The 18,964-nt window shown below is 72.5% G+C and carries 20 protein-coding genes; 2 read left to right on the forward strand and 18 right to left on the reverse strand.

The annotated features are described in order from the left end of the window. Positions 1 to 34 precede the first annotated feature (34 nt). Positions 35 to 1,024 carry a GTP 3',8-cyclase MoaA gene (gene moaA, locus J3P38_RS00425; protein WP_210502333.1) on the reverse strand — a complete coding sequence of 330 codons (990 nt, stop codon included), beginning with the start codon at positions 1,022 to 1,024 and terminating at the stop codon, positions 35 to 37. A gap of 68 nt (positions 1,025 to 1,092) precedes the next feature. Between moaA and J3P38_RS00430 the strand changes: the two genes are divergently transcribed. Beyond that, positions 1,093 to 2,019: an SURF1 family cytochrome oxidase biogenesis protein gene (locus J3P38_RS00430; RefSeq protein WP_210502334.1), complete on the forward strand. Its 927-nt coding sequence runs from the start codon at positions 1,093 to 1,095 to the stop codon at positions 2,017 to 2,019. Here J3P38_RS00430 and J3P38_RS00435 read toward each other — a convergent pair. The 4 genes from J3P38_RS00435 to J3P38_RS00450 all read right to left on the reverse strand — a co-directional run bounded on the left by J3P38_RS00435 (position 1,963) and on the right by J3P38_RS00450 (position 7,607). Beyond that, positions 1,963 to 2,733 carry an SDR family oxidoreductase gene (locus J3P38_RS00435; protein ID WP_210502335.1) on the reverse strand — a complete coding sequence of 257 codons (771 nt, stop codon included), beginning with the start codon at positions 2,731 to 2,733 and terminating at the stop codon, positions 1,963 to 1,965. The genes J3P38_RS00430 and J3P38_RS00435 overlap by 57 nt on opposite strands. 468 nt (positions 2,734 to 3,201) lie before the next feature. After that, a complete protein-coding gene (locus tag J3P38_RS00440; protein WP_455430098.1) occupies positions 3,202 to 5,085 on the reverse strand; it encodes an ABC transporter ATP-binding protein in 1,884 nt (627 codons plus the stop codon). A 112-nt stretch (positions 5,086 to 5,197) separates the two neighbouring features. Further along, positions 5,198 to 5,980 (reverse strand): enoyl-CoA hydratase/isomerase family protein, encoded by a 783-nt coding sequence (locus J3P38_RS00445; RefSeq protein WP_210502337.1) that lies wholly within the window; start codon positions 5,978 to 5,980, stop codon positions 5,198 to 5,200. Positions 5,981 to 6,008: 28 nt separating this feature from the next. After that, a complete protein-coding gene (locus tag J3P38_RS00450; RefSeq protein WP_210437590.1) occupies positions 6,009 to 7,607 on the reverse strand; it encodes an ABC-F family ATP-binding cassette domain-containing protein in 1,599 nt (532 codons plus the stop codon). Between the two features lie 110 nt (positions 7,608 to 7,717). Here J3P38_RS00450 and ypfJ point away from each other — a divergent pair, with 110 nt between their 5' ends. Then, positions 7,718 to 8,629: a KPN_02809 family neutral zinc metallopeptidase gene (gene ypfJ / locus J3P38_RS00455; protein WP_210437592.1), complete on the forward strand. Its 912-nt coding sequence runs from the start codon at positions 7,718 to 7,720 to the stop codon at positions 8,627 to 8,629. 18 nt (positions 8,630 to 8,647) lie between these two features. On the opposite strand, the gene J3P38_RS00460 is transcribed toward ypfJ, so the two are convergent. The 13 genes from J3P38_RS00460 to J3P38_RS00520 all read right to left on the reverse strand — a co-directional run bounded on the left by J3P38_RS00460 (position 8,648) and on the right by J3P38_RS00520 (position 18,894). Further along, positions 8,648 to 9,562 (reverse strand): phosphotransferase, encoded by a 915-nt coding sequence (locus J3P38_RS00460; RefSeq protein WP_210502338.1) that lies wholly within the window; start codon positions 9,560 to 9,562, stop codon positions 8,648 to 8,650. A 10-nt stretch (positions 9,563 to 9,572) separates the two neighbouring features. Beyond that, positions 9,573 to 10,238 (reverse strand): acVLRF1 family peptidyl-tRNA hydrolase, encoded by a 666-nt coding sequence (locus J3P38_RS00465; protein ID WP_210502339.1) that lies wholly within the window; start codon positions 10,236 to 10,238, stop codon positions 9,573 to 9,575. Positions 10,239 to 10,354: 116 nt separating this feature from the next. Next, positions 10,355 to 10,900, reverse strand: coding sequence for an NYN domain-containing protein (locus J3P38_RS00470; RefSeq protein ID WP_210502340.1), 546 nt, complete (start codon positions 10,898 to 10,900; stop codon positions 10,355 to 10,357). 41 nt (positions 10,901 to 10,941) lie between these two features. Continuing rightward, positions 10,942 to 11,328 carry an ASCH domain-containing protein gene (locus J3P38_RS00475; protein WP_210502341.1) on the reverse strand — a complete coding sequence of 129 codons (387 nt, stop codon included), beginning with the start codon at positions 11,326 to 11,328 and terminating at the stop codon, positions 10,942 to 10,944. Between the two features lie 44 nt (positions 11,329 to 11,372). Then, positions 11,373 to 12,155: an aminoglycoside adenylyltransferase domain-containing protein gene (locus tag J3P38_RS18225; RefSeq protein WP_210502342.1), complete on the reverse strand. Its 783-nt coding sequence runs from the start codon at positions 12,153 to 12,155 to the stop codon at positions 11,373 to 11,375. Positions 12,156 to 12,367: 212 nt separating this feature from the next. Beyond that, entirely contained in the window at positions 12,368 to 12,757 is a 390-nt protein-coding gene (locus J3P38_RS00485; RefSeq protein WP_210502343.1) for a metal-sulfur cluster assembly factor, read from the reverse strand. Further along, entirely contained in the window at positions 12,754 to 13,221 is a 468-nt protein-coding gene (gene sufU, locus J3P38_RS00490; protein WP_210437605.1) for a Fe-S cluster assembly sulfur transfer protein SufU, read from the reverse strand. The genes J3P38_RS00485 and sufU overlap by 4 nt, the downstream gene beginning before the upstream one ends. A gap of 2 nt (positions 13,222 to 13,223) precedes the next feature. Next, positions 13,224 to 14,459: a cysteine desulfurase gene (locus tag J3P38_RS00495; RefSeq protein WP_210502344.1), complete on the reverse strand. Its 1,236-nt coding sequence runs from the start codon at positions 14,457 to 14,459 to the stop codon at positions 13,224 to 13,226. 29 nt (positions 14,460 to 14,488) lie between these two features. Beyond that, a complete protein-coding gene (gene sufC / locus J3P38_RS00500) occupies positions 14,489 to 15,250 on the reverse strand; it encodes a Fe-S cluster assembly ATPase SufC (RefSeq protein WP_210502345.1) in 762 nt (253 codons plus the stop codon). After that, positions 15,247 to 15,582, reverse strand: coding sequence for a non-heme iron oxygenase ferredoxin subunit (locus J3P38_RS00505; RefSeq protein WP_210437611.1), 336 nt, complete (start codon positions 15,580 to 15,582; stop codon positions 15,247 to 15,249). The genes sufC and J3P38_RS00505 overlap by 4 nt, the downstream gene beginning before the upstream one ends. Beyond that, the gene (gene sufD / locus J3P38_RS00510; RefSeq protein ID WP_210437613.1) at positions 15,579 to 16,775 is read right to left on the reverse strand and encodes a Fe-S cluster assembly protein SufD; all 1,197 of its coding nucleotides are present in this window, start codon (positions 16,773 to 16,775) and stop codon (positions 15,579 to 15,581) included. Before sufD ends, J3P38_RS00505 begins: the two co-directional genes overlap by 4 nt. Positions 16,776 to 16,834: 59 nt before the next feature. After that, positions 16,835 to 18,262, reverse strand: a complete 1,428-nt coding sequence (gene sufB, locus J3P38_RS00515) for a Fe-S cluster assembly protein SufB (protein WP_210437615.1) — start codon at positions 18,260 to 18,262, stop codon at positions 16,835 to 16,837. Beyond that, positions 18,259 to 18,894, reverse strand: a complete 636-nt coding sequence (locus J3P38_RS00520) for a helix-turn-helix transcriptional regulator (protein WP_307807617.1) — start codon at positions 18,892 to 18,894, stop codon at positions 18,259 to 18,261. Before J3P38_RS00520 ends, sufB begins: the two co-directional genes overlap by 4 nt. Positions 18,895 to 18,964: the final 70 nt, after the last annotated feature.

An 18,964-nucleotide genomic window follows, 5' to 3' on the forward strand; every position in this document is an offset into this window, starting at 1 on the left:
GCCGCCGGCCCGTCGGCCGTCAGCCGCCGGCGCGTCAGCCGCCGATCGCCGACATCGGTCGGTCGGGCTGGAGGAAGGACTGGTCGTCGATGCCGTGGCCGGCACGCTTGCCGCGCATCGCGACGACCCACCTGTCGGCGACCTCCTGGTCGCTCGCGCCGGAGCGCAGCGCCGTACGCAGGTCGGACTCCTCACGCGCGAAGAGGCAGTTGCGCACCTGGCCGTCGGCGGTGAGCCGCACGCGGTCGCAGTCGCCGCAGAACGGGCGCGTCACCGACGCGATGATGCCGACGGTCGCCGGTCCCCCGTCGACGTCGAAGAGCTCGGCCGGAGCGCTCCCGCGCGGCGCACCGTGCGGCGTGAGCGTGAACTCGGCGGACAGCGCGGCGTGGATCTCGTCGGCGGTCACCATGGCCGCCCGGCTCCACTCGTGCTGGGCGTCGAGCGGCATCTGCTCGATGAAGCGCAGCTCGTAGCCCTGGGCGATGCTCCAGCGGAGCAGCTCGGCCGCCTGGTCGTCGTTGGTGCCGCGCAGCAGCACCGCGTTGAGCTTGATGGGCCCCAGCCCGGCCTCCCGGGCCGCCTCGAGCCCGGCGACGACGTCGCGCAACCGGTCCCGGCGGGTGATGGTGGCGAAGGTCTCGGGGCGGACGCTGTCGATGCTGGCGTTGATCCGGTCGAGCCCGGCGTCGGCGAGGGCCCGCGCGGTGCGGGACAGGCCCAGGGCGTTGGTGGTCAGGGAGGTCTCGACGCCGAGCGCGTGCGTCCGCGCCACGATGTCGACCAGTCCGCGGCGCAGCAGCGGCTCGCCGCCGGTGAAGCGCACCTCGCGGATCCCGAGCCGCTCGACGCCGATGGTGATGAGCCGCACGACCTCGTCGTCGGTCAGGGTCTGCTCGGTGGGCAGCCAGTCGAGGCCCTCGGCAGGCATGCAGTAGTTGCACCGCAGGTTGCAGCGGTCGGTGAGGGAGACGCGCAGGTCCGTGGCCACGCGGCCGAAGCGATCTGCCAGGAGTGTCGTCACGGTCACGAGTCTACGAGTGCCGTCGAGCCCCCCTCCGCCACCGAGGACGCGCCGGATAGCCTCGGTGGGTGCCCAAGCTGCGGTTCCTGCTCTCGCGCCGCTGGATCGTCTTCGCACTCGTGGTCGTCTTCCTCGCCTGGGTCGCCTGGCGGCTCGGCGAGTGGCAGTTCCACCGGCTCGAGGACCGCCAGGAGCGCAACGCGATCATCGAGCGGAACGAGAAGGCCGGTGCCGCCCCCGTCACCGAGGTGATGGCTCCCGGCCGCGACGTCGACGCCTCGGACGAGTGGCGGATCGTCGAGGCCCGCGGGACCTACGCGGTCGAGGACACGGTCATCGTGCGCTACCGCACCCGCGACGGCGAGGCCGGTGTCGACGTCGTCGTCCCGCTCGAGCTGCCCGGCGGCACGAGCGTGCTGGTCGACCGCGGCTGGTACGCCACCGACAACCGCGGCGCCACCACGGCGGACGTCCCGGCGCCGCCCGAGGGCGAGGTGACGATCACGGGGTGGGTGCGCCGCGACGCCGAGGGCGACAGCACGCAGGTCACCGACCAGTCGACCCGGGCGGTCGACAGCGAGCAGATCGGTGAGGCGCTGGACCGCCCGGTGCTGGGCGGCTGGCTCGACCTGCGCTCGGAGTCGCCTGCGCCCGAGACGGCGCTGCAGCCGGTGGAGCTGCCCGAGCTCGACAACGGCCCCCACTTCTTCTACGGGCTGCAGTGGTGGTTCTTCGGGGTGCTCGCCATCTTCGGCTTCCTCTACCTCATCTACGACGAGTGGCGCGGCGGCCGCGGTCCGTGGGGCCGCCCGGACGCCGCCGGGGGCCGACCCGCCGGCGGCCCTGCGGGTCCGCCGGCGCGTACGGCGGCCGCGAAGCCGCGCCGCACCTGGCGCGACCGGCTGGACCAGCCCGCGGACGAGGACGACGAGCCCCCGTCAGAGCGCGCGGAGCAGTCCCCCGTCGACCGGGAGCATCACGCCCGTCAGGAATGACGCGGCCGGCGAGAGCAGGAACGCCGCGACCGCGCCGAACTCCTCCGGCTCCCCGTAGCGGCCCAGCGGGATCGCGGCCTCGGCCGCGCGCCGTGCCGCCTCCGGGTCGCCCGTCGAGGCGTCGAGCTCGGCGACCCGCTCGGTGGCGAGGCGGCCGGGCAGCAGCCCGTTGACGCGCACCCCGCGCGGGCCGAGCTCGTCGGCCAGGGTCTTGGCGACCATCGCCAGGCCCGGTCGCAGCCCGTTGGAGATCGCCATGTCGGGCAGGGGCGCCCGGACGCTCGACGAGAGCACGAGCCCGAGGGAGCCGCCCGACGGGAGGGCGGCGCCGACCTCGCGCGCGAGGCGTACGGCGCCGAGGAACACCGAGTCGAACGCGCTGGTCCACTGCTCGTCGGTGATCGTGCCGACCGGGCCCTTGGGCGGACCGCCGACGCTGATGAGCGCGCCGTCGACGCGCCCCCAGGCGTCGTCGGCCGCGGCGAGCAGGCGGGCCGGGGTCTCGCGGTCGGCGTTGTCGGCGACCACCGTGACGGCGGCGTGACGGCCGGCCGCCTCGTCGAGCGTGGCGGCGGCCTGCTCGAGCGTCTCGCGGGAGCGGCCGGACAGGACGACGCGCGCGCCCTCGGCGACCAGCACGTCGGCGCTCGCCCGCCCGAGCCCCCGGGCTCCGCCGGTGACGAGGTAGACGCGATCGGTGAGCTGGAGGTCCATGTCGCGAGCCTAGCCGGGGTCGGCGGGGTCGCTGTGCGGGTGCCGGGGTGGCCGGACGCCCCCGCCCCGGCCCGGGCCAGCGTCATACGAACCCGCACGCATAGGCGCCGGTCCGCATGACGCACCCCCGCGCCCGCCCCCGGCGTCATACGAACCCGCACGTATTGGCGCCGGTCCGCATGACGCACGCAGGGCCCCGACCCGGCGTCATACGAACCCGCACCCATAGCCGCCGGTCCGTATGACGCACCCCGGCGCCCGCCCCCAGCGTCATACGAACCCGCACGTATAGCCGCCGGTCCGCATGACGCACCCCGGCGCCCGCCCCCAGCGTCATACGAACCCGCACGTATAGGCGCCAGTCCGCATGACGCACGCGGGCGCCGCCGGACGCACCCCGGCGCCGCCGGAAGCTCACCGCCGCGGCCGGGCGCACCGGGCGCGCCGCGGACGCCAGGCGAGTGACGCTCAGCCGCGCGCGGGGACCGCCGACTCCTCGCGGAACTGGGTCGCGTGGAGCGTGGCGTAGAGCCCGCCGGAGGCGAGGAGCTCGGCGTGCGTGCCCTGCTGGACGACCCGGCCGCCCTCGAGGACCAGGATGAGGTCGGCGTTGCGGACGGTGGAGAGCCGGTGCGCGATCACGAGGGACGTACGCCCCTCGAGCGCGGCGTCGAGCGCCTGCTGGACGGCGGCCTCGGACTCGCTGTCGAGATGCGCGGTCGCCTCGTCGAGGACGACGATCGAGGGCGCCTTGAGCAGCAACCGGGCGATCGCCAGCCGCTGGCGCTCGCCGCCGCTGAGGCGGTAGCCGCGGTCACCGACGACCGTGTCGAGGCCGTCGGGCAGGGCCCGGACGAGGGAGGCGATCTGCGCGGCCTCCAGCGCCGCCCAGACGTCGGCCTCGCTGGCATCCGGCCGCGCGTAGAGGAGGTTGGCGCGGATGGTGTCGTGGAACATGTGGGCGTCCTGCGTGACGTAGCCGACGACGTCCTCGAGGGACTCGAGGGTCACGTCGCGCACGTCGTGTCCGCCCACCCTGACGGCACCGGCCTCGACGTCGTAGAGCCGCGCGACGAGGTGGGTGACGGTCGTCTTGCCGGCACCGGACGGCCCGACCAGCGCGACCATCTGGCCCGGCTCGGCGGTGAAGGTGACGTCGTGCAGCACGCGTCCGCTGTCGCGCGACTCGGTGCGCGCGACGGTCTCGAGGGAGGCGAGCGAGATCTCGTCGGCGCGCGGGTAGGTGAACGCGACGTGGTCGAACTCCAGCCGGGAGGCCGACCTCGGCAGCGCGATCGCGTCGGGCTTCTCCTGGATCAGCGAGGGCAGGTCGAGCACCTCGAAGACCCGGTCGAAGCTCACCAGGGCGGTCATCACGTCGATGCGCACGTTGGAGAGCCCCTGCAGCGGACCGAGCAGTCTGGTCAGCAGCACGCCCAGCGCCACGATCGTGCCGACCGAGAGCTCGCCGCGGATCGCCAGCCAGCCGCCGATGCCGTAGACCAGGGCCGTCGCCAGGGACGGCACGAGGGTCATGGCGGCGAAGAAGATGCGGGTCAGCAGCGAGATCCGCACGCCGAGGTCGCGCACCACGGCGGCCTTCCGCGCGTACGTCGAGTCCTCGGCGTCGCGGCGTCCGAACAGCTTGAGCAGCATCGCGCCGCCCACGTTGAAGCGCTCGGTCATGGCGTTGCCGAGGTCGGCGTTGCCGTCCATCTGCTGCCGCGAGAGGTCCGCGAGGCGGTTGCCGACCACCCGGGAGGCCAGGAGCAGGATCGGGAACAGCGCGACGCACAGCAGCGTCACCGGCCAGCTCAGGAACAGCATGGTCACGCCGACCACGACGGCGGCGATGACGTTGGACACGGTGCCCTGCAGCGTCGAGGTGAACGCCCGCTGCGCGCCGATGACGTCGTTGTTGAGGCGGCTGACGAGCGCCCCGGTCTGCGTGCGCGTGAAAAAGGCGAGCGACTGCCGCTGCACGTGGGAGAAGACCTGCGTGCGCAGGTCGTAGATCAGGCCCTCGCCGATCCGGCTCGACAGCCAGCCGGTGACCAGGCCGAAGGCGGAGTCGACGACCGCCACCAGCGCGACCAGCGACGCCAGCCACACGACCAGCGAGGTGTCGCCGGTGCGCACGCCGTCGTCGATGATCGCCTTGAGCAGCAGCGGCGGCACCACGACGAGGGCCGCGTCGACGACGGTGACGGCGAGGAAGGCCGCGATCAGCCTGCGGTGCGGGCCGGCGAACGCGAGGACCCTGCGCACGGTGCGGCGCTCGATCTTGTTGTCGACCACGCTCCGGTCGCTGCGCAGGAAGCGCCACGGCGGGCCACCTGCGCCCGGTCCCATCGACATGCCTGCTCCTCCGTCCGTCCCCACGAGAACCCGCGAGTGGACCGGATTGTTCCTCCCGCCACCGACAGGCCGGTCACGCTGCTGCCTCGGGGGCGCCGGCCCGCGATCAGCCGAGCGCGGCGGCGACGGCGCGGAAGCGGCGTACCTGGGCCTCGCGCTCGAGGCGGCGCTGCTCGTCGAGGTCGCGGCCGGCGGCGCCCTGCAGCAGGCGCTTGGTCTCGGTCACGACGCCGGGCATCGGGGCGACGAGGGCGGCGACGAGGTCGCCGACGGCGGCGTCGAGGTCGGCCGAGGGGTACGACGCCGTGGCCAGGCCGATGCGGACGGCCTCCTCCGCCCCGACCGTGCGGGCCGTGGCGCAGATCTCGAGCGCCCGCGCGTAGCCCACGTGCTCCACCAGCGGCTTGGTGCCGGTGAGGTCCGGCACGAGCCCGAGCGCCGACTCCTTCATGGAGAACGAGGCGTCGTCCGCGACCACGCGCAGGTCGCAGGCGAGCGCGAGCTGGAAGCCGGCGCCGACCGCGTGGCCGCGGACCTTCGCGATGGAGACGAACCGCGGCTCGCGCAGCCACGTGAAGCCGCGCTGGAACTCCTCGACCCGGGCCGAGGCGTCCTGGTCGCTGAGGGCGAGCAGGCCGACGACGCTCTCCCGCGCGTCGGTGGACGGGTCGAGCATCGCCCGGTCGAGCCCGGCGGAGAACGTCGGTCCCTCCCCCGTCACCACGACGACGCGCACGTCGTCGGGCAGGGTGCGGCCGATCTCGGCCAGGGCGAGCCACATGGCCGGCGTCTGCGCGTTGCGGACGGCGGGCCGGTCGAGCGTCACGGTCGCGACGGGGCCGGCGAGGTCGAGGCGGAGACCGACGGCGGCGAGCTCTTCGGGAGTCATGCCGCGAGGTTACTACTCGTCAGTAACCTCAGGCGAGGGACACGAGGTCGGCGTACTCGTCGCTCCACAGGTCCTCGTCACCGTCCGGGAGCAGCAGCACCCGGTCGGGGTCGAGCGCCCGGACCGCCCCCTCGTCGTGGGTGACGAGGATGATCGCGCCGGTGTAGCTGCGGATGGCGTGCAGCACCTCCTCGCGGGAGGCAGGGTCGAGGTTGTTGGTCGGCTCGTCGAGGAGGAGCACGTTGGCGCTCGACACGACGAGGATCGCCAGGGCGAGGCGGGTCTTCTCCCCGCCGGACAGCACCCCCGCGGGCTTGTGCGCGTCGTCGCCGGAGAAGAGGAACGAGCCCAGCACTGATCGAGCCTGGGTGTCGGTGAGCTGCGGCGCCGCGCTGTGGAGGTTCTCCAGGACGGTCCGGCCGACGTCGAGCGTCTCGTGCTCCTGGGCGTAGTAGCCGAGCTTGAGGCCGTGGCCGGGCACGACCCGGCCGGTGTCGGGCTGGTCCACCCCGGCGAGGATCCGCAGCATCGTGGTCTTGCCGGCGCCGTTCAGGCCCAGGATCACCACCCGGCTCCCCCGGTCGATCGCGAGGTCGACGGCGGTGAAGACCTCGAGCGAGCCGTAGGACTTCGACAGGTCGGAGCCCATGAGGGGCGTCTTGCCGCACGGCGCCGGCTCGGGGAACGCGATGCGCGCGACCCGGTCGGCCTGGCGCTCGGTCTCGACGCCGGCCATCATCTTCTCGGCCCGCTTGAGCATCGACTGCGCGGCCTGCGCCTTGGTGGCCTTGGCCCGCATCTTGTTGGCCTGGTCGGTGAGCACCCTCGCCTTGTTCTCGGCGTTCTGGCGCTCGCGCCTGCGGCGCTTCTCGTCGTCCTCGCGCTGGGTGAGGTAGTTGTGCCAGCCCATGTTGTAGACGTCGATCACCGCGCGGTTGGCGTCGAGGTGGAACACCTTGTTGACCGTCGCCTCGAGCAGCGCGTTGTCGTGGCTGATGACCACGAAGCCGCCCCTGTGCGCCTTGAGGAAGTCGCGCAGCCAGATGATCGAGTCGGCGTCGAGGTGGTTGGTCGGCTCGTCGAGGAGCATGATCTCGGCGCCGGAGAACAGGATGCGCGCGAGCTCGACGCGGCGCCGCTGGCCGCCCGACAGCGTGCCGATCGGCTGGGCGAGGATGCGCTCCTCGATGCCCAGCGCGGCCGCCATCTGCGCCGCCTCGGACTCCGCGGCGTACCCGCCCCCGGCGTGCAGCTCGGCGTCGGCGCGCGCCCACCGGCGCATGCCGCGCTCGTGGACCTTCGGGTCCTCGCTCGCCATGTCGACCTCGGCCTCGCGCAGGCGGCGGACCACCTCGTCGAGGCCGCGGGCCGACAGGATCCGGTCGCGAGCGATGACCGCGGGGTCGCCGACCCGGGGGTCCTGGGGCAGGTAGCCGATGTCGCCGCTGCGGACGACCTGGCCGGAGGCCGGCTGCCCCTCGCCGGCGAGGATCCTGGTGAGGGTCGTCTTGCCGGCGCCGTTGCGCCCCACGAGGCCCACCTTGTCGCCCGCGGCGATCCGGAAGGTGACGTCCTCCATGAGGAGCCGCGCGCCGGCTCGGACCTCGAGCTTCTGGGCGGTGATCATCAGGGTGCACATCCTACGAAGGGGTGGCTCCCGGAGCCCCATCGGGAGCCGTTCGCGCTACTGTGCGCGAAGGCTCCTCGCCCGCCCCAGACCCCCGGAAAGGCACCCGCATGCGCTTCAACCCGAAGGCCGACATCAGCGGTGGCCGCGTCCGCGACGTGGGCGGCGGCGGTGGCGGCCCGATGCGCATCCCGCTGCCGGGCGGCACCCGTGCCGGCGGCGGCATCGGCGGCATCCTCATCATCATCCTGTTCGTGGTGCTGACCCAGTGCATGGGCGGGGGCACGGGACTGCCCAGCGGCGGCGGTGGGTCGCTGGGCCAGCCCCAGGGCATCGACAGCGACGACGAGCGCTACGCCAACTGCAGGACCGGCGCGGACGCCAACACCGACAGCGACTGCGCCCGCATGGGCGTGGCGGCCTCGCTCGAGGACTACTGGGCCACGGCGCTGCCCGAGCAGGGCGGCCCGCAGTTCACCCCGGCGGTGATCAACACCTTCGCCGGAGGCGTGCAGACCGGCTGCGGCCAGGCGACGTCGCAGGTCGGCCCCTTCTACTGCCCGGCCGACCAGCAGATCTACCTCGACACCACCTTCTTCGCCGACGTGCTCGAGGGCCAGCTCGGCGGCCAGGGCGGCGACTTCGTCGAGCCCTACGTCCTCGGTCACGAGTACGGCCACCACATCCAGAACCTGATGGGCACCATGGGCCGGGTGCGCACCCAGCAGGGCGCGAGCTCCGACGCCGTGCGCCTCGAGCTCCAGGCCGACTGCTACGCGGGCATGTGGACGCAGCACGCCGAGGACAGCGAGCTGTTGACCCTCGACGACGCCGACATCGCGGAGGCGCTCGACTCGGCCAAGGCGGTCGGCGACGACCGGATCCAGCAGCGGTCGGGCCAGGGCGTGAACCCCGAGGGCTGGACGCACGGCTCCTCCGAGCAGCGGATGGCGTGGTTCACCCGCGGCTACGAGGAGGGCACGCTCGAGGCGTGCGACACCTTCTCGGCGTCCTCGCTGTAGGCCCGGCGCCCACCGGGCTCAGGCCAGCAGGGCCTCGATCTGGCCCACCTGCCGCTGCATGGCGCGGATGTACGGCGCCACGCTGGGGTGGCGGAACTTCCCGGCGAGCGCGCCCTCGCCGTCGGCGATGCGGGCGAGGGCCCAGTCGAGCCGGGTGAGCGCCGTGTAGACGGCCATCACCCGGGCGCCGGTCAACGCCGCGTCGGGTGTGGCGAGGCCCGGCGGCAGCGCGGCGACGTAGGCGTCCACGAGCGGTTCGAGGTCCTCGCGGGCGGCCAGCGAGAGGTAGCCGAGGTCGGCGCCGACCGGGCCCCGCCCGAGGTGGGCCCAGTCGACGGCGACGGCACCGTCGCCGGCACGGCCGGGGATGTTGGCCGCCGACGGGTCGCCGTGCTGCGCCACCTGCGGGAGCGCGTCGCACCGGTCCAGCCACATCCCCCGGTGCGACCAGAGGTGCTCGGCGACGTCGGCCATGGGTGTGCGCGCCAGCGTGCGCCAGCCGCCGCGCCGCTCGACGAGCGCGAGGCGGGTGCGCAGCTGGTCGCGGGCCAGCCACGGGTGGCCGCCGAGGTCGGCGGCGGCGAAGCGGCCCAGGCAGGCGGCGAGCCACAGGCCGGGGGCGTCGCGCGCCTCCACGCGCTCGTGCACCAGCGTGACGCCCTCCTCGTCCTCGTCCACCCGCACCACGGGCGCCTCGCGGAGACCGGGCGCGCCGGCCACGATGCCGCTGAGGGCCACGTCGGCGGCGCGGCGCCAGTAGTTGACGTCGGACGGCCGCAGCGGGCCGGGCGCGTCGTACGGGTCGGGCCGGCGCAGGCGCTTGACGACCACGTCGCGGCCCCGGTGCGTCGCCGACCAGACACCGACCGTGGCCGGACCGGCGCCCGCGAGCGGCTGCCACCCCGGCTCGGGCTGCCAGACGGAGGCGTCCATGGGCGCGAACCTAGCGCACCCGCGGCCCCGCCGCCGGACCCGCGCGCCCCGAGCTGCCGCAGGCGTTGGAGACCTCCACCTGCACCGCCTGCGCGTCGGCGACCGCCGCGTCGAGCACCGCCCGGCGCGGGTCGGGGACGGGGAGCCACGGCTCGCACACGACGACCGACGCGAGCCGGGCGTCGGTGAGAACGGCCGCCACCGCCGCGTGGTCGCCGCCGGTGACGACCGGGCCGCTGGTCCCCAGCACGGCGGCCAGCACGCGGGCGGCGTGGTCGGCCGCGGCCTCGTAGGCCTGTCGCGCCTGGTTGTCGCGCCGCCGGGCGAAGCGCTGCTGGCTCTGACCGCCCGCCTTGGTGCGACCCTGCACGTGCCGCTGTCCCACCTTGTGCTCGACGAGGTCGGCGCCGCTCAGCCGCGCGACCGCGAACCCGCCCTTGCGCACGAGCAGCACCCCCCACGTGTCCGGCGGCACCGCCGCGGCGGCGAACGCGGCGGCCTCCGCGGGACCGTCGTACGACGTCGCGAAGGGCAGCACCGCCGTGAAGTGCGACCCGTCGGCGGCGCTGCCGCGGAGCGTGCCGTCGGCGACCGCGAGCTCGGCTCCGCCGTGGCCGGTGGCGAAGTTGGCGACCCAGCGCTCCCAGCGCGCGGCAGGGACGAGGACGCGGGGCACGGCACGGACGCTACCGCGTCAGGCCGGGCGGGCCGCCTCGTCGGAGACCCGCGGGAACGGGGTCGGCGAGATGACCGCTCCCGCCGCGGCGCGCCGGCCCTCGCCGGGCCGGCGCGTCAGAGGAAGTCGAGCGGGTCGAACTGGTCGATCGGGATGATCCGGATCCGGGGCAACGACGAGTTGAAGGCGCCGATGTCGTACTCGAGGTCCAGGATCCGCACGCCGGGAAGGGTGCGGAACTGCGAGTTGACGAACTCGCCGAACCCGACGACGCCGACCTGGCGGCTGCCGTCGCACAGGGCGGAGACCTGGTCGACGAAGTCACCGTCGTGGCTGACCAGCACCACGTCAGCCGGCCGGTCGACGAGCGCCTCAGCGGTGCGCTGGATCGCGATGTCGACGATCTTGCCCTCGCCGCTCAGCGGGATCGGCTTGAAGCCGATCGCCAGGAGCGCCTGCACGAAGCTCGTCGGGAGCTCGGTGCTCGCGGCGAGGAAGAAGAGCCCGGTGACGTCCTGGTCGAAGGCGCGCTCGGCCCACTCGAGGAGGCGGTCCCAGCGCGGCCGCTCCTCGGGGCGCGGACGCCGGCCCAGGATCGAGGTGCCCAGGGTGGCGTCGATGTTCTCCCCGTCGACGAGGAGGTAGGTCATCCGCTCGGCCATGCGAGGACTCTCCCACACCGCGGCGGCAGCCGTCGGACCGCTCAGGACCGGTAGACGACCTTGAAGGACTCGACCACCTCGTCGCCCGTGACCTCGACCGCGGTGACCTCCACCAGCGCCCGCGGCACGCCCGCCCCGTCGCACAGGATGGAGAGCACCCCCACCTCGGGGAGGCCGTCGGCGTAGTCGGCCGCCGCCGCGCTCGTCCGGCCCCGGTCGTCGGCCAGCACCTCGGCGACGAAGGCGTCGGACTCCTCGGCGGACTCGCCGTAGGCCCACGCCGGCGGCGGCACCGACTCCAGCGTGGTCGGCCCGAAGTACGTCGGCGCCGCGTTGAGCTTGGCGTGGTAGCGGGCGAGGTCCCAGAAGACCCGCAGCTCCTCGTGGTCGAACTCGATGTCGGACAGGTCGACCTGGGGCTGCTCCATGGCGGGAGCCTAGCCAGTCGGCCGCGCTCGCGCGGCGCCGACGCTCACGCGATGTCGGCGACGTACGACGCGAAGGCGCGCGCCGCCTCCATCGAGCCCGGGCGCGGGCGCGCCTCCCGGTCGAGGCCGAGGTCGCGGTCGGCCTGCACCTGCTGCAGCAGCGGTCGCCACCGGGGGTCCGCGTGCATCATCGCCCAGCGCAGGGCGTCGCGCTTGCTCGCGACCTCACCCGTGCGCACCGTGTAGAGGCTGCGGCAGGCCTGGACGACGAGGTACCGCTGGCACCACGCCACGTCGGGCGGACACCAGCCGAGGACGCCCTCGGTGAGGCCGGCGAGCCCGGCGCGCGCGTGCTCGCGCAGCACCCCCTCCGGCACCGGCTCCACCAGCTCGACCGGGCACGGCCCGAGGAGCGTGATGCCGTGCTCACGGAGGATCCAGCGGGTCCACGGCTGGTTGCAGTGCGTCGACCACGACATCTCGTCGGCGCCGTGGTCGACGTAGAGCCACTCGCGGCCGAGCCCGGCAGTGGTGCGCAGGTCGCCGGCGACGGCGTACGAGCCCTCGAGGTGGCGGTGCCAGGAGCCGCCGCGGTGCGGCAGGTCACCGTGCATCGCCCGCAGCGCGGCCTCCTGCGCCTCGTCGGGCCGCTCGCGCACGACGACCAGGAAGTCGCAGTCGCTGTGCCGGTCCCCCGCCCCGAGCGCGAACGAGCCCTGGAGGTAGGCGCCCACGAACAGCTCGCCGAGGACCGGCTGCGCCTCCGTGACGAGGTCGTGCAGCACGCCGTTGAGGTCGGCGTAGCGCGTGGGGTGGGGGTTGAGCACGGATGGAGTGTGCGCCCGCCCGCTCCCCCGCCGCCACGGGATATCGACGAGGTTTCGACGATCCCGCCCCTCGCGGTCCCAGCTGCTCGGGTAACGCCACCGAACGTGCACTCCCGCCCCCACCGGTGGGGGCGGGAGTGCACGTTCGGTGGCGTTACCGGACGACCCGGCGCGGGCTCAGGTGTCCGCTGCGGCCGGGCCTCGTGCGCGGCTCAGACGTTGAAGCCGAGGGCGCGCAGCTGCTCGCGGCCGTCGTCGGTGATCTTGTCCGGGCCCCACGGCGGCATCCAGACCCAGTTGATCGCCACGTCGTTGACCAGGCCCTCGAGGGCGGACTCCGTCTGGTCGGTGATCACGTCGGTCAGCGGGCACGCCGCGGAGGTGAGGGTCATGTCGAGGACGGCGTTGCTGCCCTCGTCGAGGTGGACGCCGTAGACGAGGCCGAGGTCGACCACGTTGATGCCGAGCTCGGGGTCGACGACGTCCTTCATGGCCTCGGTGACGTCCTCGACGGTCACCGTCGAGGTGCCGCCGGCGCCGAGGGTGGCCTCGGGAACCGCGGGCAGGTCGCCGTGGCGCTGCTGGTCGGTGGAGTCGGTCATCGGGTCTCTCCTTCTGTCTGGGCCTGGGTGGTCGCGTCCTTCCACGCCATCCAGGAGAGCAGGGCGCACTTCACGCGCGCCGGGAACTTGGCGACGCCGGCGAACGCGATCCCGTCCTCGAGGACGTCCTCGTCGGGCTCGACCTGGCCCTTGCCCTGCATGAGCTCGAGGAAGGTCGCGTGGATCGACATCGCCTCGTCGACCGGCTTGCCGATCACGAGGTCGGTGAGCACCGACGCCGACGCCTGCGAGATGGAGCAGCCGACGGCGTCGTAGGACACGTCCCCGACGACGGAGCCGTCGGGGCCGTCGGCGAGGTGCACCCGCAGGGTGACCTCGTCGCCGCAGGTCGGGTTGACGTGGTGCACCTCGGACTCGAACGGGTCGCGCAGGCCCTTGTGGTGCGGGTTCTTGTAGTGGTCCAGGATGATCTCCTGGTAGAGCGAGTCGAGGTCGGTGCTCACGTTCAGGCCACCTTGAAGTAGCTGCGGGTGTGGTGCAGGGCCTCGACCAGCGCGTCGACCTCCGCGGGCGTCGTGTAGAGGTAGGACGACATCCGGGTCGAGCTCTGCACGCCGAAGCGCGCGTGCGCCGGCTTGGCGCAGTGGTGCCCAGCGCGCACGGCGACGCCTCGCGAGTCCAGGACCTGGGCGATGTCGTGCGGGTGGACGCCGTCGAGCTCGAACGACACCGCCCCGCCGCGCTGGGTGGCGTCGAGCGGGCCGAGCACGGTGAGCCCCGGCACGGACTGCAGGCCCTCGAGGGCGTACGCGGTGATCGCCTGCTCGTGGCGGTGGATGGCCTCGAGCCCGATGTGCGAGAGGTAGTCCACCGCCGCACCGAGCCCGACGGCCTCCACGATGGGCGGGGTGCCGGCCTCGAAGCGGTGCGGCGCCCGGGCGTAGGTCGAGCGCGCCATGGTGACGGTCTCGATCATCTCGCCGCCGCCGTGGAACGGGGGCAGCTCGTCGAGCAGCTCCTGGCGCCCCCACAGCACGCCGATGCCCGTCGGGCCGCAGACCTTGTGTCCGGTGAACACGAGGAAGTCGCAGCCGACGGCCTGGACGTCGACCGGCAGCTGCGGTGCCGCCTGCGACGCGTCGATGACCGAGTACGCCCCGACGGCGCGGGCGCGGGCCACCAGGTCCTCGACCGGGTTGATCGTGCCCAGCATGTTCGACACCCAGGTGAAGGCGACGACCTTGGTGTTCTCGTCGACCAGCCGGTCGGCTTCGGTGAGGTCGAGCCGTCCGTCGTCGGTCAGGCCGAACCAGCGCAGCTCGGCGCCCGAGCGCTCGCACGCCAGCTGCCACGACACGATGTTGGAGTGGTGCTCCATCTCGGTGATCACGACGTTGTCGCCGGGGCCGAGCTCGATCGTGCGGGCCAGCAGGTTCAGCGCCTCGGTGGCGTTCTTGGTGAACACCACCTCGTTGCGCGAGGGCGCGTTGAGGAACGACGCGACCTTGTCGCGCGCCGACTCGTAGGCCTCGGTCGACTCCGCACCCAGCTGGTGCATCGCCCGCGCGATGTTGGCGTTGTGGCGCTCGAGGTGGTCGACCATCGTGTCGATGACCACCTGCGGCTTCTGCGAGGTGTTGGCGCTGTCGAGGTAGACCAGCGGCACCCCGCCCGCGAGCGTGCGCTCGAGGATCGGGAAGTCCTTGCGGATCACGTCGAGATCCGGCAGCAGACCGTCCATCGTGGTCGTCCTTTCGTGGCGCCCGGGGGTCAGGCGGAGGCGGGCTTCAGGTAGCGGTCGTAGCCCTCGGCCTCAAGGCGGTCGGCGAGCTCCTTGCCGCCGGACTCGGCGACCTTGCCGTCGACGAACACGTGGACGTAGTCGGGCTCGATGTAGCGCAGGATGCGCGTGTAGTGCGTGATCAGCAGGACGCCCTTGCCCTCGCGGGCGCGGAAGCGGTTGACGCCCTCGGAGACGATCTTGAGCGCGTCGATGTCGAGGCCGGAGTCGGTCTCGTCGAGCACCGCGACCTGGGGGTCGAGCAGCTCGAGCTGGGCGATCTCGTGGCGCTTCTTCTCGCCGCCGGAGAAGCCCTCGTTGACCGAGCGCTGCGAGAACGACGCGTCGAGGTTGAGCGCCTCGAGGGCGCCGTTGACGTCCTTGACCCAGGTGCGCAGCTTGGGCGCCTCGCCGTCGATGGCGGTCTTGGCGGTGCGGAGGAAGTTGGCCACGGACACACCGGGGACCTCGACCGGGTACTGCATGGCGAGGAAGAGGCCGGCGCGGGCGCGCTCGTCGACGGACAGCGCGAGCACGTCCTGGCCGTCCAGGGTCACCGAGCCTCCGGTGATCGTGTACTTCGGGCGGCCGGCGATGGAGTACGCCAGCGTGGACTTCCCGGAGCCGTTGGGACCCATGATCGCGTGGGTCTCGCCCTCCTTGATGGTGAGCGTGACGCCCTTGAGGATCTCCTTGGGGCCGTCCTCGGTGTCGACGGTGACGTGGAGGTCGGTGATGACGAGCTTGCTCATGCGGGGGTGACTCCGTTCAGGGTGGTCTCGGTGTCGACGTACACGTCGGTGCCGCGTACCTCGACCGGGAAGGTGGCGACCGGCTCGGTCGCGGGGAGGCTGGTGGGCTTGCCGGTGCGCAGGTCGAACATCGACCCGTGCAGCCAGCACTCGATCTGGCAGTCGGCCACCTCGCCCTCGCTGAGGGCGACGGTGGCGTGGCTGCACTCGTTCTGGAGGGCGAAGACCTCGTCGCCGTCGCGGGCGACCACGACCTCGAGGTCGCCGAGGGTGACGGCGAGGCCCTGGTCCGCGGGGACCTCGGACAGCGCGCAGGCGAGCTCGAAGGTCATGCCGACAGGTCCTTCAGCACGTTCTTGGCCAGCTCCGCCTCGACCGTGGTCATCAGGCGCTCCTCGATGGAGGGCACGCCGACCTTGCGGATCAGGTCGTTGAAGAAGCCGTGCACCACCAGCCGCTGGGCCTCCTGCTCGGAGACCCCGCGCGACTGGAGGTAGAAGAGCTGGTTGTCGTCGAAGCGCGCGGTCGCCGAGGCGTGCCCGGCGCCCTCGATCTCGCCCGTCTCAATCTCCAGGTTGGGGATCGAGTCGGCCTGGCAGCCGTCGGTCAGGACGAGGTTGCGGTTCTCCTCGTAGGTCTCGATGCCCTCGGCGACCTTGCGGATCAGCACGTTGCCGACCCACACGGTGTGCGCCTTCTCGCCCTGCAGCGCACCCTTGTAGATCGCGTTGGACTTGGTGCGCGGCGCGGTGTGGTCGGCGAAGATCCGGTGCTCGATGTGCTGGCCGGCGTCGGCGAAGTAGAGACCGAGCAGCTCCGCGGAGCCACCGGGTCCGTCGTAGGTCACGTTGGCGTCCATGCGCACCACGTCGCCGCCGAAGGAGATCGCGGCGTGCTTGTAGGTCGCGTCGCGACCGACCCGCGCCTGGTGGTGCGAGAGGTGGACGGCGTCGTCGGCCCAGTCCTGGATCGACACGACGCTCGCCTCGGCGCCGTCAGCGACGACCACCTCGACGACCGCGGCCACCGCGGCGGAGCCGGTGTGGTTGAGCACGACGACGGCCTTGCTGTGCCGGCCGAACCGCAGCACCACGTGGGCGCCGCTGGTCGCGTCGGCGTCGGTGCCGTCGACCTCGAGCACGATCGGCTCGTCCGCCTCGACCTCGGCGGGCACGTCGACCAGCAGGGTCGCGGGCACCTCGGCGAGGACGCGCGCGGTGAAGCGCGTGTTGGGCGCCCAGCCGCTCACGCCGCGCAGGTCAGCGGCCTCGTCGCCGCTCACCATGCCGACGGTCACGCCCTCCGGCGCTGCCCAGCTCGCGCGGACGTTGCGCCCGTCGAGCGGCGCGTCGGCGTGCAGGCCCTTGAGCCGCTTGAGCGGCGTGAAGCGCCAGATCTCCTCACGACCGGTGGGCACGGCGTGGTCGGCCACGTCGAACGAGCCCGCCGGGTGGAGGTGGCTCTCGACCTTGTCCAGCGCGGGTGCCTGCTCCAGAGCGGAGCGGACGGAATCAGTGATGGTCAACTGTCTACTTTCCTTGGTACTCGAAACGAGCGTCGTGCTGTCCGGGTCAGCCCGGACGGTCAGCCGACCGCGCCTTCCATCTGCAGCTCGATGAGGCGGTTGAGCTCGAGGGCGTACTCCATCGGCAGCTCCTTGGCGATCGGCTCGACGAAGCCGCGCACGATCATCGCCATCGCCTCGTCCTCCTCCATGCCGCGCGACATGAGGTAGAAGAGCTGGTCGTCGGAGACCTTGGAGACGCTCGCCTCGTGACCCATCGACACGTCGTCCTCGCGGATGTCGACGTACGGGTAGGTGTCGCTGCGGCTGATCTGGTCGACGAGCAGCGCGTCGCACAGCACGTTGGACTTCGAGCCGTGGGCGCCCTCGTTGACCTGGATCAGGCCGCGGTACGACGTCCGGCCGCCGCCGCGGGCCACCGACTTGCTCAGGATCGAGCTCGAGGTGTGCGGCGCAGCGTGCACCATCTTGGCGCCGGCGTCCTGGTGCTGGCCCTCGCCGGCGAACGCGATCGAGAGCGTCTCGCCCTTGGCGTGCTCGCCCATGAGGTACACGGCGGGGTACTTCATGGTCACCTTGGAGCCGATGTTGCCGTCGACCCACTCCATGGTCGCCCCGGCCTCGCACGTCGCGCGCTTGGTGACGAGGTTGTAGACGTTGTTCGACCAGTTCTGGATGGTCGTGTAGCGCACGCGGGCGCCCTTCTTCACCACGATCTCCACGACCGCCGAGTGCAGCGAGTCGGAGGAGTAGATCGGCGCGGTGCAGCCCTCGACGTAGTGCACGTAGGAGTCCTCGTCGGCGATGATCAGCGTCCGCTCGAACTGGCCCATGTTCTCGGTGTTGATGCGGAAGTACGCCTGGAGCGGGATGTCGACGTGGACGCCCTTGGGGACGTAGATGAACGACCCGCCCGACCACACCGAGGTGTTGAGCGCGGCGAACTTGTTGTCACCGACCGGGATGACGGTGCCGAAGTACTCCTTGAAGAGCTCCTCGTGCTCCTTCAGCGCCGTGTCGGTGTCGACGAAGATGACGCCCTTCTCCTCGAGGTCCTCGCGGATCGAGTGGTAGACGACCTCCGACTCGTACTGCGCGGCGACACCGGCGACGAGGCGCTGCTTCTCCGCCTCCGGGATGCCGAGCTTGTCGTAGGTGTTCTTGATGTCCTCGGGGAGCTCCTCCCACGAGGTGGCCTGCTTCTCGCTGGAGCGGACGAAGTACTTGATGTTGTCGAAGTCGATCGCCGAGAGGTCGGAGCCCCACGTCGGCATCGGCTTGCGGTGGAAGAGCTTCAGGCCCTTCAGGCGCAGGTCGAGCATCCACTGCGGCTCGGACTTCTTCGCCGAGATGTCGCGCACGACCTCCTCGTTGAGGCCACGGGTCGCGGTGGCGCCGGCGTCGTCGCGGTCGGCCCAGCCGAACTCGTAGCGGCCGATGCCCTTGAGCTCGGGGTTGAGGTCTTCGATGCTCAGGTTCTGGGTCATGCCTGCTGCTCCTTCGGGTGCGGCTTGTGGGTCTGGGGGATGCACGTGGTGCAGACGCCGTCGCCGTGGGCGATGGTCGCCAGGCGCTGGACGTGGGTGCCGAGGACGGAGGCGATCGCCTCGGTCTCGGCCTCGCAGAGCTGGGGGAACTCGTGGGCGACGTGGGAGACCGGGCAGTGCTGCTGGCACAGCTGCTCGCCCACGACGGGCAGGTCGCGCACGGACGCGGCGTAGCCGTTCTGGGTGAACACCCGCGCCAGGGCCTCGGCGGGGGTCAGGTCGGGGTCGAGCGCCATCACCGCGGCGTAGTCGCGCTCGACGAAGGCGACGCGGCGCCGGGCGAACTCCACCACGGCGTCCTCGCCCTGCGTCTCGGCCAGGAACCGCATCGCCTGCACCGCCAGGTCGTCGTACTGCTGGTCGAAGCTGTCGCGGCCGGCCTGGGTCAGCGCGAACACCTTCGCCGGACGGCCCCGGCCCCGCGTGCCGTAGACCTTCTGCTCGCGCGACTCCACGACCCCCTCCACGGCGAGGTGGTCGAGGTGGCGGCGCACGGCGGCCGGCGTGAGCACGAGCCGACGCGCGAGCTCGGCGGCGGTCGAGGGACCGTTCTCGAGGATTGCGCGGGCCACGCGGTCACGCGTGGGCCCATCGCCCTCACGCTGTGCCGTCGACGTCCCCACGAATTCCACAACACCAGTG

Source organism: Nocardioides xinjiangensis, assembly GCF_017916455.1.
GTDB classification, from domain to species: Bacteria; Actinomycetota; Actinomycetes; order Propionibacteriales; family Nocardioidaceae; genus Nocardioides; species Nocardioides xinjiangensis.

Bases quoted from the DNA above. Each gene is read 5' to 3' on its own strand.
- J3P38_RS00435 (WP_210502335.1), bottom strand. From the start codon at position 2,733: ATGGACCTCCAGCTCACCGATCGCGTCTACCTCGTCACCGGCGGAGCC.
- J3P38_RS00440 (WP_455430098.1), bottom strand. From the start codon at position 5,085: ATGGGACCGGGCGCAGGTGGCCCGCCGTGGCGCTTCCTGCGCAGCGAC.
- J3P38_RS00445 (WP_210502337.1), bottom strand. From the start codon at position 5,980: ATGACTCCCGAAGAGCTCGCCGCCGTCGGTCTCCGCCTCGACCTCGCC.
- J3P38_RS00450 (WP_210437590.1), bottom strand. From the start codon at position 7,607: ATGATCACCGCCCAGAAGCTCGAGGTCCGAGCCGGCGCGCGGCTCCTC.
- ypfJ (WP_210437592.1), top strand. From the start codon at position 7,718: ATGCGCTTCAACCCGAAGGCCGACATCAGCGGTGGCCGCGTCCGCGAC.
- J3P38_RS00460 (WP_210502338.1), bottom strand. From the start codon at position 9,562: ATGGACGCCTCCGTCTGGCAGCCCGAGCCGGGGTGGCAGCCGCTCGCG.
- J3P38_RS00470 (WP_210502340.1), bottom strand. From the start codon at position 10,900: ATGGCCGAGCGGATGACCTACCTCCTCGTCGACGGGGAGAACATCGAC.
- J3P38_RS00475 (WP_210502341.1), bottom strand. From the start codon at position 11,328: ATGGAGCAGCCCCAGGTCGACCTGTCCGACATCGAGTTCGACCACGAG.
- J3P38_RS00485 (WP_210502343.1), bottom strand. From the start codon at position 12,757: ATGACCGACTCCACCGACCAGCAGCGCCACGGCGACCTGCCCGCGGTT.
- J3P38_RS00495 (WP_210502344.1), bottom strand. From the start codon at position 14,459: ATGGACGGTCTGCTGCCGGATCTCGACGTGATCCGCAAGGACTTCCCG.
- sufC (WP_210502345.1), bottom strand. From the start codon at position 15,250: ATGAGCAAGCTCGTCATCACCGACCTCCACGTCACCGTCGACACCGAG.
- J3P38_RS00505 (WP_210437611.1), bottom strand. From the start codon at position 15,582: ATGACCTTCGAGCTCGCCTGCGCGCTGTCCGAGGTCCCCGCGGACCAG.
- sufB (WP_210437615.1), bottom strand. From the start codon at position 18,262: ATGACCCAGAACCTGAGCATCGAAGACCTCAACCCCGAGCTCAAGGGC.